This is a genomic window from Massilia luteola (assembly GCF_034420155.1).
Taxonomy (GTDB): Bacteria; Pseudomonadota; Gammaproteobacteria; order Burkholderiales; family Burkholderiaceae_D; genus Telluria; species Telluria luteola.
This window is the reverse complement of the sequence record NZ_JAXOFN010000012.1, coordinates 45596-60453: the sequence shown is the minus strand read 5'-3', so window position 1 is coordinate 60453 and position 14858 is coordinate 45596. Positions and strand designations below refer to the sequence as shown.

Annotated in this window: 12 protein-coding genes; 3 read left to right on the top strand and 9 right to left on the bottom strand. The window is 63.7% G+C overall.

The annotated features are described in order from the left end of the window. Together U9J41_RS14025 and U9J41_RS14020 are read left to right on the top strand one after the other, a co-directional pair. The gene (locus U9J41_RS14025) at positions 1 to 1797 is read left to right on the top strand and encodes a DUF3426 domain-containing protein (RefSeq protein ID WP_322402817.1); all 1797 of its coding nucleotides are present in this window, start codon (positions 1 to 3) and stop codon (positions 1795 to 1797) included. An 8-nt stretch (positions 1798 to 1805) separates the two neighbouring features. Beyond that, positions 1806 to 2744 carry a carbohydrate kinase family protein gene (locus U9J41_RS14020; RefSeq protein WP_322402816.1) on the top strand — a complete coding sequence of 313 codons (939 nt, stop codon included), beginning with the start codon at positions 1806 to 1808 and terminating at the stop codon, positions 2742 to 2744. Positions 2745 to 2905: 161 nt separating this feature from the next. Here the strand turns inward: U9J41_RS14020 and U9J41_RS14015 are convergent, their stop codons facing one another. The 5 genes from U9J41_RS14015 to U9J41_RS13995 form a co-directional block, all read right to left on the bottom strand. Beyond that, complete coding sequence (locus tag U9J41_RS14015; protein WP_322402815.1) at positions 2906 to 3433, bottom strand: YggT family protein; 528 nt, start codon at positions 3431 to 3433, stop codon at positions 2906 to 2908. A gap of 75 nt (positions 3434 to 3508) precedes the next feature. Beyond that, positions 3509 to 5014, bottom strand: a complete 1506-nt coding sequence (locus tag U9J41_RS14010; RefSeq protein ID WP_322402814.1) for a transcriptional regulator — start codon at positions 5012 to 5014, stop codon at positions 3509 to 3511. Between the two features lie 715 nt (positions 5015 to 5729). Beyond that, positions 5730 to 7385: a glycosyltransferase family 4 protein gene (locus U9J41_RS14005; RefSeq protein WP_322402813.1), complete on the bottom strand. Its 1656-nt coding sequence runs from the start codon at positions 7383 to 7385 to the stop codon at positions 5730 to 5732. Next, entirely contained in the window at positions 7382 to 8668 is a 1287-nt protein-coding gene (locus tag U9J41_RS14000) for a glycosyltransferase family 4 protein (RefSeq protein WP_322402812.1), read from the bottom strand. Before U9J41_RS14000 ends, U9J41_RS14005 begins: the two co-directional genes overlap by 4 nt. 183 nt (positions 8669 to 8851) lie before the next feature. Then, complete coding sequence (locus U9J41_RS13995; protein ID WP_322402811.1) at positions 8852 to 9532, bottom strand: purine nucleoside phosphorylase YfiH/LACC1 family protein; 681 nt, start codon at positions 9530 to 9532, stop codon at positions 8852 to 8854. An 86-nt stretch (positions 9533 to 9618) separates the two neighbouring features. Between U9J41_RS13995 and U9J41_RS13990 the strand changes: the two genes are divergently transcribed. Continuing rightward, on the top strand, positions 9619 to 10359 hold the full coding sequence (locus U9J41_RS13990) for a DUF6445 family protein (RefSeq protein ID WP_322402810.1): 741 nt from the start codon (positions 9619 to 9621) through the stop codon (positions 10357 to 10359). Positions 10360 to 10387: 28 nt separating this feature from the next. Here U9J41_RS13990 and U9J41_RS13985 read toward each other — a convergent pair whose 3' ends face one another. The 4 genes from U9J41_RS13985 to U9J41_RS13970 form a co-directional block, all read right to left on the bottom strand. After that, positions 10388 to 11290, bottom strand: coding sequence for a T6SS immunity protein Tli4 family protein (locus tag U9J41_RS13985; RefSeq protein ID WP_322402809.1), 903 nt, complete (start codon positions 11288 to 11290; stop codon positions 10388 to 10390). A 174-nt stretch (positions 11291 to 11464) separates the two neighbouring features. Then, a complete protein-coding gene (locus U9J41_RS13980; RefSeq protein ID WP_322402808.1) occupies positions 11465 to 11731 on the bottom strand; it encodes a PAAR domain-containing protein in 267 nt (88 codons plus the stop codon). A 3-nt stretch (positions 11732 to 11734) separates the two neighbouring features. After that, entirely contained in the window at positions 11735 to 13120 is a 1386-nt protein-coding gene (locus U9J41_RS13975) for a T6SS immunity protein Tli4 family protein (protein WP_322402807.1), read from the bottom strand. Then, positions 13117 to 14844, bottom strand: a complete 1728-nt coding sequence (locus U9J41_RS13970; RefSeq protein ID WP_322402806.1) for an esterase/lipase family protein — start codon at positions 14842 to 14844, stop codon at positions 13117 to 13119. Before U9J41_RS13970 ends, U9J41_RS13975 begins: the two co-directional genes overlap by 4 nt. Between the last annotated feature and the right edge of the window lie 14 nt (positions 14845 to 14858).

Genomic DNA, 14858 nt, shown 5'->3' with positions numbered 1-14858 from the left:
ATGGCGCTCGCCACCCAATGCCCGCATTGCCACACCACGTTCCGCGTCGCCGCGGACCAGCTCAAGCTCCGCGGCGGCATCGTCCGCTGCGGGGCCTGCCAGCGCATCTTTGACGGCAACGCCCACCTGATCGACCTGGACAAGCCGGCGCCCCCCGCGGCTGCCGACACCCCGTCCACACCGCCGGACGCCGATTACGACGCGCTGCCGGTCTACACCCTCGACTTCGGCCACACCTTCGATCCGCTCGGCATCCTGCCCAAGGGCGAGGCGCCGGACGAAACGCAGCCGCCGGCACCCGCCAGCGCCGCGCCACGCGCGCACGTGTGGCGCACGGGCGGCGCGTCCGCGCACGCGCCCGAGGCCGAGGAAACGCAACCGGAGACGCCGGCCCCGGAAGAAGCGGTGCCCGCGTACGAGACGCCCGCTGCGCAGCTCGACGTTGTGGCGGTCGATGCTACGCCAGCCGATGCTGCTGCGGCCGATGCTACGGCGGCCGATGCTACGGCGGTCGACGCTGCGCCAGCAGATGCTGTGGCGGTCGACGCTGCGGCGGTCGATGCTGGGGCAGCAGACGCTGCGCCGGCCGATGCTGCTGCGGCCGATGCTGCGGGGGTCGACGCTGCGCCAGCCGACGCCGCAACGCCGGAGGCCCCGGCAGCCGCACAGGCGCCCGCCGCGCCGCTGCCGCCACCGCCCGCCGCCGCGTACGCCCCCGCCGGCCGCATCGAACCGCGCCTGGAACCAGTCTTCCACGCGGCGCCCGATACGGCTGACGACGTCGTCCCGGCCGCGGCCGCCGAACCGCCCGCGGACACCGCCATGGCGCCGCACACGGATGCGGATGCGGATGCGGATGCGGCACCGGCACCGGCCAGCGCCTACGCCCCCGCCGGCCGCGCCGAACCGAGCTTCGGCCTGCCGGCCGACGAGGAAATCGTCGCCCAGCCGCTGCCCGACTACGAGCCGGAGCCGGAACCGATGCCGGCGCCGACGCCGGAACCAGCGCCGCAGCCCGAGCCGATGTCGGCGCCGGCCGAGGCGCCCGCGGCGACGTCCCCTGCCCCCTCACCCGACGACATCCCGCCCGCCTTTCTCCCCTTGCGCGCGTCGGTGGGGAGCGAACCGTCCGCGCCCGCGCCGTCCATGATCCCGCCCGTCCTGCCTGTGCGCAGCAAGGCCACCCGCGCGTCCGAGGCGCGTGCGCGCCGCTCCAAGCTGACGCCGACGAAGATCGAACCGCCGAAGCTGCGCCTGGCGCCCGACGCCGACGCCGACGAGCCGGAATTCGTCAAGCGCAGCCGCCGCCAGGAACGCATGGGCCGCACGCGGCGCATGCTGATGGCCCTGGGCGCCGTCGTGCTGCTGCTCGCGCTCGCGGCCCAGACGGTGCTGGGTTTCCGCAACGTGCTGGCGGCGCAGCATCCGGCCATGAAGCCGGCCCTGGCGGCCGCCTGCGCCGTGCTGGGCTGCCGCGTCGAATTGCCGGCCCTGGCCGAGAACCTCGTCATCGAGACGGGCGAGCTGACCACGATGGGACCAGGCACTTACGCGCTCAATACGCTGTTGCGCAACCAGGGTAACCTCGTGCTGGCGTGGCCCAGCATCGAGCTCGAACTGACCGACGCCAACGACAAGCCGGTACTGCGCCGGGTCCTGGCGCCCGCCGACTACCTGCCGCACGGTACGCCGGCGGCGAACGGGTTCGGCCCGCACACGGAGCAGCCGGTGACGCTGCATTTCACGCTGGCCGGCCTGCAGCCGTCCGGCTATCACACTTTCGTTTTCTATCCTTGAGGCTTCCAATGACCAAGACCGCGCTGATCTGCGGCTCGATCGCCTTCGACAAGATCATGCAATACCACGGCCGTTTCGGCGAAACCCTGCTGGCCGACCAGCTGCACCGCGTGAACGTCTCGTTCCTCGTGCCGACGCTGCGCACGGAATACGGCGGCTGCGCCGTCAACATCGCCTACAACCTCAAGCTGCTGGGCGGCGAACCGCTCATCATGGGTACCATCGGCCAGGACGGCGGCGAGTACATCGACCGCATGGAGCAACAGGGCCTGGCCACCAACGCGATCCGCACGATCGGGCATGCGTACACGGCCCAGTGCTTCGTCACGGCCGACCTGGACAACAACCAGATCAACGCCTTCCACCCGGGCGCGATGCAGTTCTCGCACGAAAACAGCCTGGCCGACTACCTGCCGCTGCGCGTCGCGATCATCGCGCCGGACGGCCGCGACGGCATGATCAAGCATGCGCGCGACTGCGCGGAACGCGGTGTGCCGTTCATCTTCGATCCGGGCCAGCAACTGCCGATGTTCAGCGGCGACGAACTGCTGACCTTCATCGACCAGGCCAGCTACCTGGCCTGCAACGACTACGAATTCGAGATGGTGATGGACCGCACCGGCCTGCCCCTGCAGGACATCGCGGCACGCCTGGACGCACTGGTCGTCACCCGCGGCGAGCACGGTTCCGACATCTACGCCGGCGGCGAGCACCACAAGATCCCGGCCGTGCCGGCGGCCAGCGTGGTCGATCCGACGGGTTGCGGCGACGCCTATCGCGCCGGCCTGTTGCACGGCATCGCCAGCGACTTCGACTGGCCGACGACGGGCCGCCTGGCCAGCCTGCTGGGTTCCATCAAGATTGCCCACCAGGGCGGCCAGAACCACAGCTTCACGCAGCAGGAGATCGCGGACCGCTTCGAAGCGGCATTCGGCTACCGCTTCTGACGCTCGGGCAAACGAAAAGCGCGCCGTCCCTCGCGGGACCGGCGCGCTTTTTTATTGCGCTTGCGTGGCCGCCAGCCGTAGGGTGGGCTCCCGGAGCCCACCATGCGTTCGCATACCGCACGCGCTTGGCGGACACGGGGTGCCCCCGCGTGAGGCAGCCGTCAGATGTAGAACACCTGGCGCAGCAGGTATTGCACGATCTGGATCAGGATCAGCGCCACCAGCACCGTGAGGTCGAGGCCGCCGACAGGCGGAATCACGCGGCGCAGCGGCCGCAGCAGCGGGTCGTTGAGGGCGTGGACGAACGGCGCCAGCGGCGCGTGCGGGTTGATCCAGCTGAAGATCACCTCGATGATCAACAGGCCCATGAAGCCGTACAGGATCCAGTCGAGAAGGCGGAACAGCGCGATCAGCACGACGGCCTGCCCGCTCGTCCCGGCCAGCAGCAGGATCGACGACGCCGCCAGCACGACGAGGAAGGCGCCGAGCAGGCTGGCCCAGTCGTAACCACCCATGCCCGGCACGATGCGGCGCAGCGGGCGCACGAGCCAGTCGGACAACGTGAACGTAAATTGCGCGACGGAAGCCGGTGGACGCACGCGCGTCACCTGCATCCAGAAACGCAGCAACAACACTCCACCCAGCACGCCGGCCACGGTATCGACGATCAATTTAAGAATGGGCAGCACGACGACTCCTTGAAAAAAAAACCGCTGTGTGAAAGCTCACACAGCGGTATTTTGCCTGAACCAGGCAGGAATGGCTTACGGACGGCTGCTCGTCGGGAACGGCCATGCTGCCGGTGCGATCACCGACTTGGCGGCCGGCGCCGGGCTTGCTGCCTGAGCGGCGCTGTCCTTGCCGTCGGTCTTGGCGTCGGTCTTCGTGTCCGCTTTCGCTTCGGTCTTGGCTTCCGGCTTGGCTTCGGCCTTGGCCGCGGGCTTCGCAGCGGCTTTCTTGACGGCCGGCTTCTTCGCTGCCGTTGCGGCAGCTTCCGGCTTGGCTTCGGCCTTGGCGGCAGGCTTCGCAGCGGCTTTCTTCACTGCCGGCTTGGACTCGGTGCTTTTGGCGGCCGGCGCTGCCTTGGTTGCGGCGGTCTTGGTGGCGCTCGCCTTCACCGTCGAAGCCGCACCCTTGGTCGCGGCCGGCTTGGTGGCGGCCGGCTTGGCGGCGGCGGTCTTGCCGGCGGCTTTGGTCGCGGTCGACTTGGTTGCAGCAGTCTTGCCGCTCGTCTTCGCAGACGAGCCCTTGGTGGCGGTCGACTTGGCGGCGGTCTTGCCGGCGGCTTTGGTGGCGGTCTTGGCAGCGGTCTTGGCAGCGGTCTTGCCGGCGGCTTTGGTCGCGGTCTTGGCGGCGGTCTTGCCTGCTGCTTTGGCCGCGGGTTTCTTGGCAGCGGTCTTGCTTGCTGCTTTGGTCGCGGTCGACTTGGCGGCGGTCTTGCCTGCTGCTTTGGTCGCAGGTTTCTTGGCAGCGGTCTTGCTTGCTGCTTTGGTCGCGGTCGACTTGGCGGCGGTCTTGCCTGCTGCTTTGGTCGCAGGTTTCTTGGCAGCGGTCTTGCTTGCTGCTTTGGTCGCGGTCGACTTGGCGGCGGTCTTGCCTGCTGCTTTGGTCGCAGGTTTCTTGGCAGCGGTCTTGCTTGCTGCTTTGGTCGCGGTCGACTTGGCAGCGGTCTTGCCAGCTGCTTTGGTCGCGGTCGACTTGGCAGCGGTCTTGCCTGCTGCTTTGGTCGCGGTCGACTTGGCAGCGGTCTTGCCAGCTGCTTTGGTCGCGGTCGACTTGGCAGCGGTCTTGCCCGCTGCTTTGGTCGCGGTCGACTTGGCGGCGGTCTTGCCTGCTGCTTTGGTCGCGGTCTTCTTGGCGGCGGTCTTGCCGCTCGTCTTCGCAGACGAGCCTTTGGTCGCGGTCGACTTGGTTGCAGCGGTCTTGGTTACTGCGGCCTTTTTAGCTGCCGGCTTGGCAGCGGTCTTGGTTGCAGCGGCCTTTTTAGCTGCCGGCTTGGCGGCGGTCTTGGTCGCAGCGGCCTTTTTAGCAGCCGGCTTGGCGGCGGTCTTGGTTACAGCGGCCTTTTTGGCAGCCGGTTTGGCAGCGGTCTTGGTGGCTGCCGGTTTGGCGGCGGTTTTGGTTGCAGCGGCTTTTTTCGCTGCCGGTTTGGCGGCTGCTTTAGCGGCTACGGTTTTGCTTGCCGGTTTTTCTGCTGCTGCCTTTGCGGCCGGTTTGGTGGCGGCTTTTGCGGCCGGCTTTGCTGCTGGTTTTTTCGCGGCGGTTGCCATTTTCTATTCTCCTTCTCTGCGATGAGAAATTACGCTACATGGTTTGAACCCGTCCAACCCGGTCTGCTTGGTCGGGCGAATTATTCATCGGCGCAAACGCTCTGTTTGCGTCAATGAATCCGGCACAGCCGAACTGCTGCGGCAATTCGATAAAACCCGAAAAACTTCCGGGCATTCATCCCCGATTTACGCTATACTGTGTTTTCATACAGTAGATTCAATCGGGGCTGTTCGACCTCCGCGACACTCCAGCTATCGTCGTCGCCGACGACCGAAACGACTAAAGTCCGATGGTTCACTGCGCTGTCCACATCGCAGCCCGTATGACCGCGAAAAGAAAAAGCCGCCATGCCCGACATTTATCAGGCAATGCGGCTTGTTCTTTTCGCTAAGCTTACGTGCATACTGAGTGAATCAGCGTCCCTTTTTTGATCGGTTTGTTTCACGTTCGACGCTCCAAAAATTGACGTCTTCACGTTTTGACAAATTCAATCACGTAAAGTACACGAAAACCTTGTCAGTGCGCAACCCGCACACAGTATTTTTCATGTCTTTCACAGGCGAACCAGCGATTACATCAACCGAAACGATCGCTGCGATAACACTTGATTCCTTCCTCGTTCTGCTCGGTCTCCAAAAACAAGCGCGCAAATCGATGCGCATTACCTTACTGCCATTTCGCATAACGCCTTTATATAAAGGCTTTATGCCGAATTCAATCCTCCGCCGCGCCGATGCGCAGCAAGTCCATCTTGCACAGCCACGCGAGTCCGCGCAGCAAAGTCGCCCGGTCGCACGGTCCGAGTGCGTCGAGCAGCTCGTCGACCTGCATCGGACGCGATTCGATCGATCCGAAGATCTGTCCGAACTCTTCCAGCGTCGGCAGCGACGCGTGCGCGAAGCGGTTGATCGCGAGCTCGCGATACTGGCGCAGCAGCGCGAGCGATGCGTCCGGCGCGAGTTCGACCATCGCCGCCGGCGTGATCTGCATGCTCGGATACGTCGCGAACAGTTCGAACGGATCGAGCCGGTCCGGCACCACCGCCGGCAACGCCGGACCCGGTAGCGCATCGGCGCGGCGCCGTTCGTCGAGCTCGCGCCACAACGCGCGGTAACGCCCGAACACGACGGGCCAATCGAATTCCTCGCGCACCCGCTGGCGCGCATTCTCGCCCAGCCGGCGCCGCAGGTCGGCATCGCCGGCAAGGCGCACGCACGCCTGCCTGAGCGCCGCGCCGTCCATGGCCACCGCCTGACTCGTATGACCGCAATACGCGTCATAGCTGTCCACGCCATCGTCGTAACGCTGCGCGAGATCAATTCCGGCGCCCGCACCGGGCATCACGGTCGGGATGCGGTAGCCGTCCACGCCGTCGCGCACCGTGTCGCGGTAGCCGTTCCAGTCGCTGACGATGCACGGCAAGCCGGCCGCCATCGCTTCCAGTGGCGTCAGGCCGAAGGTCTCCTGCACGTTGTCCGCAAGCGAGATGAAGACGTCGGCGGCGGCCCAGGCGTCAAGCTGGTTCGACGCCACGCGGCCATCCAGCACGGCCAGGCACACCGATGGGCACAGCTGCGCGGCCGCCTCGTGGAAGGCCTGGTCGATGGCCGCATTGGCGAGCCAGCCGCACAGCACGAGGTGCACGCGCCGGCCCGTTTGCGCCGCCCGCTCGAGCGCCAGGAACATCTGCTGCGGATGGGCCTTCGCGTGGAACGACAGGCGGCCGAAGAACAGGAAGGCAACGTCGTCGCCATCGATGCCCAGGCGCCGGCGCACGGCGGCGCGATGGGCGGCATCGATGCCGAAGTCGGCAGCGTGCACGCCGAGCGGGATCAGGGGCAGCTGCGGCAGTTCGAAGCGCTGTGCGCCAAGACGCGCGCCGAGGTACTCGGCCTGGCGCTCCAGCACGCGGCGCACGCTGTCGCGCACGACGCGCGACGTGCAGATCACCGCGTCCCAGCTGCGCACGGGCGCCACGAGCAGGTTCGCGAGGCCGGACATCACGGCGTGGCTGGCCGTCGCGTGCGTGATGCCGCACAGGCTGTAGCGGCGCGCGCCGATCCCCAGGCGGCGCCACGCGAGGCGCTCGATGCCGGGCGCGGGGTGGTACAGCGTGCCGTAGCGCTCCAGATCCTGCGGGCGGCCCTGGGCAATCCACTCGACCTTGCCGCCATAACCGTAGTCGCGCAGCAGGCGCTCGCCCTCGGCCGCGTGGGCCTGGCCGCCGGTGAAGCAGCCGACCGTGTCCAGGCCGGGCGCGCCCGCGATGGCGCGCAGCAGGCCGGCGCCTGCGGCCTGCCGTCCCATCAGGCGCGGGCCCGCGGTCGAGTAGCCGTCCGGCGCGTAGTGAATGGCGACGCGGTCCGTCATGCGACCTCCTGCGCATCAGCGTCCGCGCGTTCGTCCACGCGTTCGTCCAGGGGCTTGAGCAGGTCGAGGTAGACCGGCAGGCCGACCGTTTCGAAATCGTAGCGGGCGAGCACGGTCGCGCGGCCGGCCACGCCGACCTGCGCGATCTCGTGCCGGCGCGCGATGAGGTCAAGCGCGCGGTCGGCGAGCAGCGCGACGTCGAAGAACGGCGTGAGGAAGCCGTTCTCGCCGTCGCGGATCACTTCCCGCACCGGCGCGGTATCCGAACCCAGCACCGGCACGCCGACGGCCATCGCCTCCAGCATCGACCAGGACAGCACGAACGGATACGTCAAATAGAGATGCAGGCTCGCCACCTGCAGCGCGCTGCGGTAGGCGGCATACGGCACCTTGCCGAGGAAGTGCACGCGCGACCAGTCGACGGCATCAAAGCGCTCGTCCAGCTCGGCCTTGAGCGCCGCGCGGTAGCTCGCGTGACCTTGCGGCGGACGACGGCCGTAGCTGACGCCATCGCCGCCGATGACGACGATCTGCAGCTCCGGGTTTCCGGCCAGCAGGCGCGGCAGGCTGCGCATGAAGACGTGGAAGCCGCGGTAAGGCTCGAGGTTGCGCGCGACGAAGGTCAGCACCGGCTGCGCGCGCGTGAGCACGGCGCCGCCGGGCAGCACAAAGCGCGCGTGCGGATCGGGGGCGAGCTGCTGCGTGTCGATGCCTTCGTGAACCTCGCGGATCTTGCCGCGCAATTCGGCCGGATGCACGCCGCGCTGCCAGCGCGTGGGTGCCACGCCGTCGTCGGCCGCCAGCAGCGACTGCATCAGCACGGAGTTCTTGATGCGGATGCGCAGGCGGTCGTCGAGGCTCACCGGATACTCGGGATCGAAACCGACGTCCAGTCCATCCGCGGCCCACCAGAACTCGCAGAACACGACGAGGCGCGCGCGCGGAAACACGTCCTTGACGAACAGCGCCTCGCCCCAGCCCGGGTGGCACACGACGACGTCGGGCACGAAGCCCTCCTGCTTCAACCCCACGCAGACGCGCGCGACGGCCTGGCCGCGACGCACGCAGCCCTCGAAATGGCGCAGGTAGTGATGGGTCTTGTCGCCCGGACCGTCCGGCTTCGCATAGCCGATCACGCGCAGCTTCGGCCCTCCCGGCTCGCGCCGCACCGCAGTCTCTTCGCCGATCGCGACGACTTCGTAGTCGGGCCGCGTCTGCAGATACCGCATCAGCCGGCGGAACTGGCCCGGCAGATTCTGGTGGATGAAGAGAACTCGGATCATGACGTTCGGTTCGCGTGGCGACAACGACAAGTTGGAATTGAACGCATGATAGCCTCAGACTTCACCGAGTGGCGCGACGCACACGCAAAATCGTGACGAATGCGTGCGTTGCGCCACGCAAGACGGCATCTGGCTTGCCGTCGAAGGCACGGACGCAGGTCCGCGCGCGCGGTCTTCGCGGTCTTAACGGTGCGCGATGGCGATCGCGGACCAGTGCACGTCGACCACGGGCGTGCGCGTCTCGCGGTCGCGGCGGTAGCTGTGGAAGGTCCAGCGGCCATCGGCGCACGCGTGGCACATCGTGCATTCGGCACGCGCCGCCACGCTTCCCAGGCCGGCCCGTTGCAGCTGGTGGCGCACGATCGCGGGCAGGTCGAGCCGGCGCGGCCGCGGTGCGACGAAGCCGGGCGCGAGGTCCCAGCGCGCGACGAAACCGTCGATCACCTCCTGCCCCACTTCGTAGCAGCAGGCATGCGCCGCCGGTCCGGCGGCCGCGATCCACTCGGCCGGATCGCCGCCACGCGCACGCACAAGCGCCGCGAACGCATCGACGATGCCGGCCAGCGCGCCGCGCCAGCCGACGTGCAGCGCGGCCACTTCGCGCCCGTCCCGGCGCGCGAGCAGCACCGGGACGCAGTCGGCGGTGGCGATCGCCAGCAGCAGTCCGGGGCGGTCGGTGAGCATGCCGTCGGCTTCGCCGCAATCCTCGTTCGCTTGCGTGACGACCGCGATACGCGTGCCGTGGCGCTCATGCTGGACGGGGCGGCGCGGCCAGTAGTCGGGCAGCAGCGCGGCCATGTCGTCGTGCCGCGTGCCGAAGCCGTGCACGATGGCGGGGTGGTCGAGGAACGGGCTGGTGAGCATGACGGACTGCGGAGATCGCGGTGACGAAGTGGCGGCAGCATAGCATGGCGTTGTACCATGGGCACCCCGCCACGTCTGGAGCCATCATGCCGCACAGCGACGCCGCTGCCACGCTTCCCCTGCTCAATCCGCACCCGCACGTCAGCGTGGTGCCGATCTTCGACGGGCACCAATGCGTCATCATCGACGACTTCATGCTGGAGCCGGAAGCGCTGGTCGACTACGCGGCGCGCAACCACGCGCATTTTCAGGATGTGTCAGGCAACTACTATCCGGGCCCCGAACTGCCGATCTCCGGCACCTTTGCGGCGCGCATCCATGACAGCTTTCTGCAGCACGCGCGCGCGCCGCTGAAGGCGCGCCGGATACTCGACGTGAAGAGCCGCCTGTCGCTGGTGACCCGCCGCCCCGAGGAACTGCTGCCGGGCCAGCGCCTGCCGCACCGCGACTTCACCGGCCTGCCCCCGGGCCAGGGGGCGGGCGCCATGGTGCTGTATCTGTTCAAGGACGAGCGCTTCGGCGGCACCAGCTTCTTCAAGCCCAGGATGCCGGAGCACGAGATCAAGGCCCTGCTGGACGATCTGCAGCGCCGCGAGCAGGCCGGCGAAGCCGCGCCGCCGGATGTGCCGCCGACCTTCGCGATCGCATCGAGCCCGCACTTCGACAAGGTGCTGACGATCGCGCCGCGTTACAACCGGGCGATCTTCTACTGCGGCGAAGTGTTCCACTCGGGGCACATCGACGCCCCCGAACTGATGGTGAACGACCCGCTCACGGGGCGCCTGACGGTGAATGCGTTCTTCCGGCTGCGGATGGCGGCGGGCTGAGGGATCGGCAACGACACCGCCACCGTCCTCACTGCGCCGTCGGGGCCGGATCGCGCACGGGACGCAAGCGGAAGCTGCCGAGGACGTCGTCCCACAGCTTCATCGCCTCTTTATCAGTGAGGCTCGTTTTCTGTTGATTGCCCTTGCCGTCGCGGTAGCCGGTCGTCAGTTCGATCTTGATGGCGGGCGTGTCCAGCGTACCGTCGCCCTGCGTCTCCCACACGAACGCGTGGCCGCGCATGCCGTTGCTGCCGGGTGCGGACGCCAGGTGTTCCTGGCCCGGATATGGTCCGACCTGCCGGTCGCCCTTGCGCAGCACGCGGACCGACGTGACGAGGTTGCCAAGGAACTGCACCATGCCGCCCATCCGTTCTAATAGAGGTCTGTCGTGCTTGCTACTGGCGAGCGGATAGATCCAGACCGACAAGAATACGTCGGGGTGACCGGCGATGTCGATGTCCAGGCTGGTCTCTTCGTTACGCCAGTGCGGGTTGGCGATAAAACCGCCTGCGAAGCAGTAGCCGGGGTCAGCGGAAATGTCGGTATCGGCAGGGGAGCTTAGGCGAGAGAGCGCTTCTTGCATCCGCAATATACCTTGCTCCTGCTTGTCGCCAGCAACCTCCTTTTGAAACAGGAACCGGCTTCCATTGATCCAACGATAGCCAAAGATACTAATCTGATAGATACTAAAGTTCGCACTCCAAGCCGCAAATATCCTGGTACGGTTCTCCGGCTGCACAGACTTAAGCAACATGCTTTGCTCGGTCTTCTCGTTGACAGCAGATCGGAGCTTCGATTCAAACCCATCCACTTCCGCTCCAAACTCTTCCTTTGTCATGGCCTTGACCGGTTCAATACGGATGAAGTCATACTTGTAGTTTCCACCACTAAGGGTGGACCCGGCAGGCACGTCGATCAGGAAGCGTCCCATGCAAAACGTGGATATGGTCGAGGAAGGCGCGCCATTGGCGTTACGCGATGCATTGTTGGGTAGCGCCGTGCAGGCCCCGAGCGCCGCGCAGACAGCTGCCACGAGAGCGGAAGAGAGCGATCTATAAAACGTCATGATGCTGGTGGTGAGGTCATCGGATGAGACGAGATCGGGTTATTGCCCGCTGAAATTACCTGTCGTGGCAATCAGCGACGCGCCACACGTCGTTTTATGCCCTTCGTAGGCGACCGCGACGCCGTCGATCACATGGTGCGGATCGCCTTCGGCAATCGTGCAGACGGTGTGACCCGAGATGGGACAGATGCACACATCCCCAACGCGGGCGACGGGGATGCCGTCGACCGTAAATTGTTGGGCGCTTACGCTCACGACCTTGCCACCGTGTGACGTCGGGTCTCCAAGACGAATCACATTGCGCATCGTTCAGCCTTTGTCGTGGCTCGACGATGCGTCGTCGGGTGCAGCTTTTGCGATCGTCTGCGTGTGGTTCTCCTCGGCCGCGTGAGCGGGTGCCGCATCGTAATCGACCAGTTTCCACACCGTCGCCGTACGATAAGACGGTCGCGCGCCCTTGAATTTTTGCCACAAGGACGATTCGCCCAGCGTGGTCACCTGCGGCATCGTTTCGCCTTCCTTGAAATACTGACGCGCGCCGCCTTCGATCTCGCCAGCTTCACTGGCTTGCCACCAGCCTGTCTGCGGACATGCGCGCCCGGTTGCGGCGAGTTCGCCAAGCGGGACGTGTGGTTCAGGGCCGACGTCACTCGTCTTTACCGGGGTTCCGGTAGGACGCAAGCGGAAGCTGTTGAGGATGTCGTCCCACAGTTTCATTGCCTGCTCATCCGTGAGACTGGTTTTTTGTGGGTTACCCTTGAGATCCTGATTGCCCGTCGATAATTCGATCTTAATGGCAGGGGTATCCAGGGTACCATCGCCCTGCGTTTCCCAGACAAATGCATGTCCGCGCATGCCGCCACTACTGGGAGCAGACGCCAAATGCTCCTGTCCCTTATACGGCCCAACCTGCCGATCACCTTTACGGAGCACGTGCACGGAGGTGGCTAAATTTCCGAGGAGTTGTGTCATGCCCCCCATACGTTCAAGCAATGGCTTGTCGTGCTTGTAGATGGAAAGAGGATAAAACCAGACGGACACGATTGTGTCAGGATGGTCTGCAATACGAAAATCCACCCCGGCTTCTTCATTTTCCCATTCTGGGTTCGCGATAAAACCTCCCGCGAAGCAATAACCTGGCCCAGCCGGAATTTCAGTCCCAGTGCGAGTGCGCAGATAAGAGAGCGCCTCCCGCATCCGATTCATTCCAGACGCTTGTTTGCCATTACCAACATCCACTCGAAATAGAAATTGGCTGCCGTCGATCCAACGATAACCATCGATATTGATAAGCGCCGTACTGAAGTCGTCTTTCCACGAAGCCAATATCTTCATATTTCTCTCTGACTGGGCAGACTGGAGCAACATGCTTTGTTTAGTGCGTTCATTTGTGGCTGATTTGAGGGCAGTTTCACGCTCCGCTATTTCTTTATCAAAATCCTCAAGACTCATTACTTTTATCGATTCAATATCAATGAAATCGTATTTGTAATTTCCCCCTGTAACTTTAGAACCTACAGGCACGTCGATCAGGAAGCGTCCCATACAAAACGTAGATGTAGTTAAGGAAGATTTCGTGTTTGAACTGTTATTTGCCATGATCGATGACTCAGATTGATTGGATGCAGCCGAGCAAATATTGGCCGTCGCGTAAAAAAACGCAATGAAAACAATTAAGTATGAGCAAATTTTCATAATTTAGGCAAATTTTCTTTCAGCCAAGTGGAGTCAGCCACAATCTTGACGATAGAATACAGTGTCACCGCTTGCGCTATCTTCGCTTTGTAAGAGCTTTGATGATCGTAGCTCTCATGGCCTTTACTTTTGCCCTCGTGTCGAAAGATCTGCACTACATGCGGAGTAGGAGCAGCACCGGACTCCGCAGGCACAGTACCGTCGCCCGGGCCTTTCGGCTTCTGGATTTCAAAACTGTTTTTACTTGTCCCAAAGGATAGTTGCACCATTCCGTTTAAATCATCTTCTGTCAGCAGTCCGAGCTTGAGATCGCCATCAATCATTTTACCGCCCTTCCAATGAACTTCGTTCCATGCCAATTGTGCAGGATCAGCACCGTAATATGCGTAAGTATTCGGATGATATTTATCTTCAATTAGATTGTGGAGCTTAAACGCAGCATCCATATTACGCTGGAATCTTAGAAAGTCAGGTTTATCAGAATTTTCGCCGACGACCTTCCTTCCTTGCTGTCTAGATTTTTCTCGCTCCTCTTTACCGGCCGGATCGATCAGGTCTTCCTTCACCAATCTCCACCAGCTTTCACTATTATTCAGATAAACATTTGCATAAGGATCGCCGTCGCCAAGTAGGGCGTCGACTTCTTCCTCCATTCCTTGCATATTTACGCTTGTATAGCTTGCACGCAGCCAGTGCCGCGCTCCTTTATCGGATTGCGCTTTATACTGAGAAGTGGGTAACAACTCCAATGGCCCTGGGGCATTGGCCATGACCGCCGTACATTCCGCGGCGTTCCGCCCCAAGAGAATTTGCTCGATCTTTTCGAAGCCAGCCCGGATACGTTTATAGGTCGCGGGGGCGCCGATCGCCGGCATGACACCGTGCACGATGCCGAGAATGCGATCCGTCGCGCCTGGGACTTGCGTACAAGCCCGCGCGACGAGGCCGCCCATGCTGTGCGTGACGATAACGACTTTTTCGCAAGTTTTTCCCTTGCTGCGGTAATGAGCGGTAATGCGCTCGATTTCCTGAGCCAGCCGCTCTCCGGATTCCTTGTTACTGCGCAGCCAGTTGTATCCGACGCCATGCACAGGATAAAGCACATCGGCAGCATCGCGCAGATGGGCTTCCTCCAATGGCGCGAACGGTTTCTGCGCGCCGAGCTTGGCGGCATCCTGCTGGTCCATGACCAATGTTTTCCAGGTCGCGGTGAGTTTTTTTCCTTGGCTGGCCGGGTCGAAGATAAGCGCCAGGCTCTTCTCGAGCAAGGAAAGAATCTCGGCATAACTGACACCATATAGCTGTCCCCAACCCCGCCATTTGGCGCGCTCGGCGTCGGTGGCACCCGGCGCGATCGCCAGCAGAGCCTTGCTGGACTCGTCGGGGTGCGCAGGACCGTTATCATCGATTTCGGTATTGTCCGGATCGAGCATTTTTTGCCGGTCGGCGGCAGACTTGTTGAGATGTTTAAGTATCGTAACAATGCCTTCCCACGTATTTTCCGGCGGATACCAAGCCGAGGCATCTCTTTTTTTGACCTTGAGGCGCGTGCCCATGATGCCTGGCACGAACAGCACAGGCACGACAAGATCAGGCGTCGTCAGGCACAACGCCCGGACTTTCAAATTGGTGCCGGTCAGGACGGACTGCGCCGTATCGTTGCCATGTTCATCCCAGCCAGTGCCGACCAGGCGGGTAGCGGTATCGGTATCGGAATCGCTCATGCTTTACGCTTTCG

What these genes read in the sequence shown, in the direction of transcription:
- U9J41_RS13975 (WP_322402807.1), bottom strand. Translation starts at nt 13,120, where the DNA reads ATGAAAATTTGCTCATACTTAATTGTTTTCATTGCGTTTTTTTACGCG.
- U9J41_RS14020 (WP_322402816.1), top strand. Translation starts at nt 1,806, where the DNA reads ATGACCAAGACCGCGCTGATCTGCGGCTCGATCGCCTTCGACAAGATC.
- U9J41_RS13985 (WP_322402809.1), bottom strand. Translation starts at nt 11,290, where the DNA reads ATGGGACGCTTCCTGATCGACGTGCCTGCCGGGTCCACCCTTAGTGGT.
- U9J41_RS13970 (WP_322402806.1), bottom strand. Translation starts at nt 14,844, where the DNA reads ATGAGCGATTCCGATACCGATACCGCTACCCGCCTGGTCGGCACTGGC.
- U9J41_RS14010 (WP_322402814.1), bottom strand. Translation starts at nt 5,014, where the DNA reads ATGGCAACCGCCGCGAAAAAACCAGCAGCAAAGCCGGCCGCAAAAGCC.
- U9J41_RS13995 (WP_322402811.1), bottom strand. Translation starts at nt 9,532, where the DNA reads ATGCTCACCAGCCCGTTCCTCGACCACCCCGCCATCGTGCACGGCTTC.
- U9J41_RS13990 (WP_322402810.1), top strand. Translation starts at nt 9,619, where the DNA reads ATGCCGCACAGCGACGCCGCTGCCACGCTTCCCCTGCTCAATCCGCAC.
- U9J41_RS13980 (WP_322402808.1), bottom strand. Translation starts at nt 11,731, where the DNA reads ATGCGCAATGTGATTCGTCTTGGAGACCCGACGTCACACGGTGGCAAG.
- U9J41_RS14000 (WP_322402812.1), bottom strand. Translation starts at nt 8,668, where the DNA reads ATGATCCGAGTTCTCTTCATCCACCAGAATCTGCCGGGCCAGTTCCGC.
- U9J41_RS14005 (WP_322402813.1), bottom strand. Translation starts at nt 7,385, where the DNA reads ATGACGGACCGCGTCGCCATTCACTACGCGCCGGACGGCTACTCGACC.
- U9J41_RS14025 (WP_322402817.1), top strand. Translation starts at nt 1, where the DNA reads ATGGCGCTCGCCACCCAATGCCCGCATTGCCACACCACGTTCCGCGTC.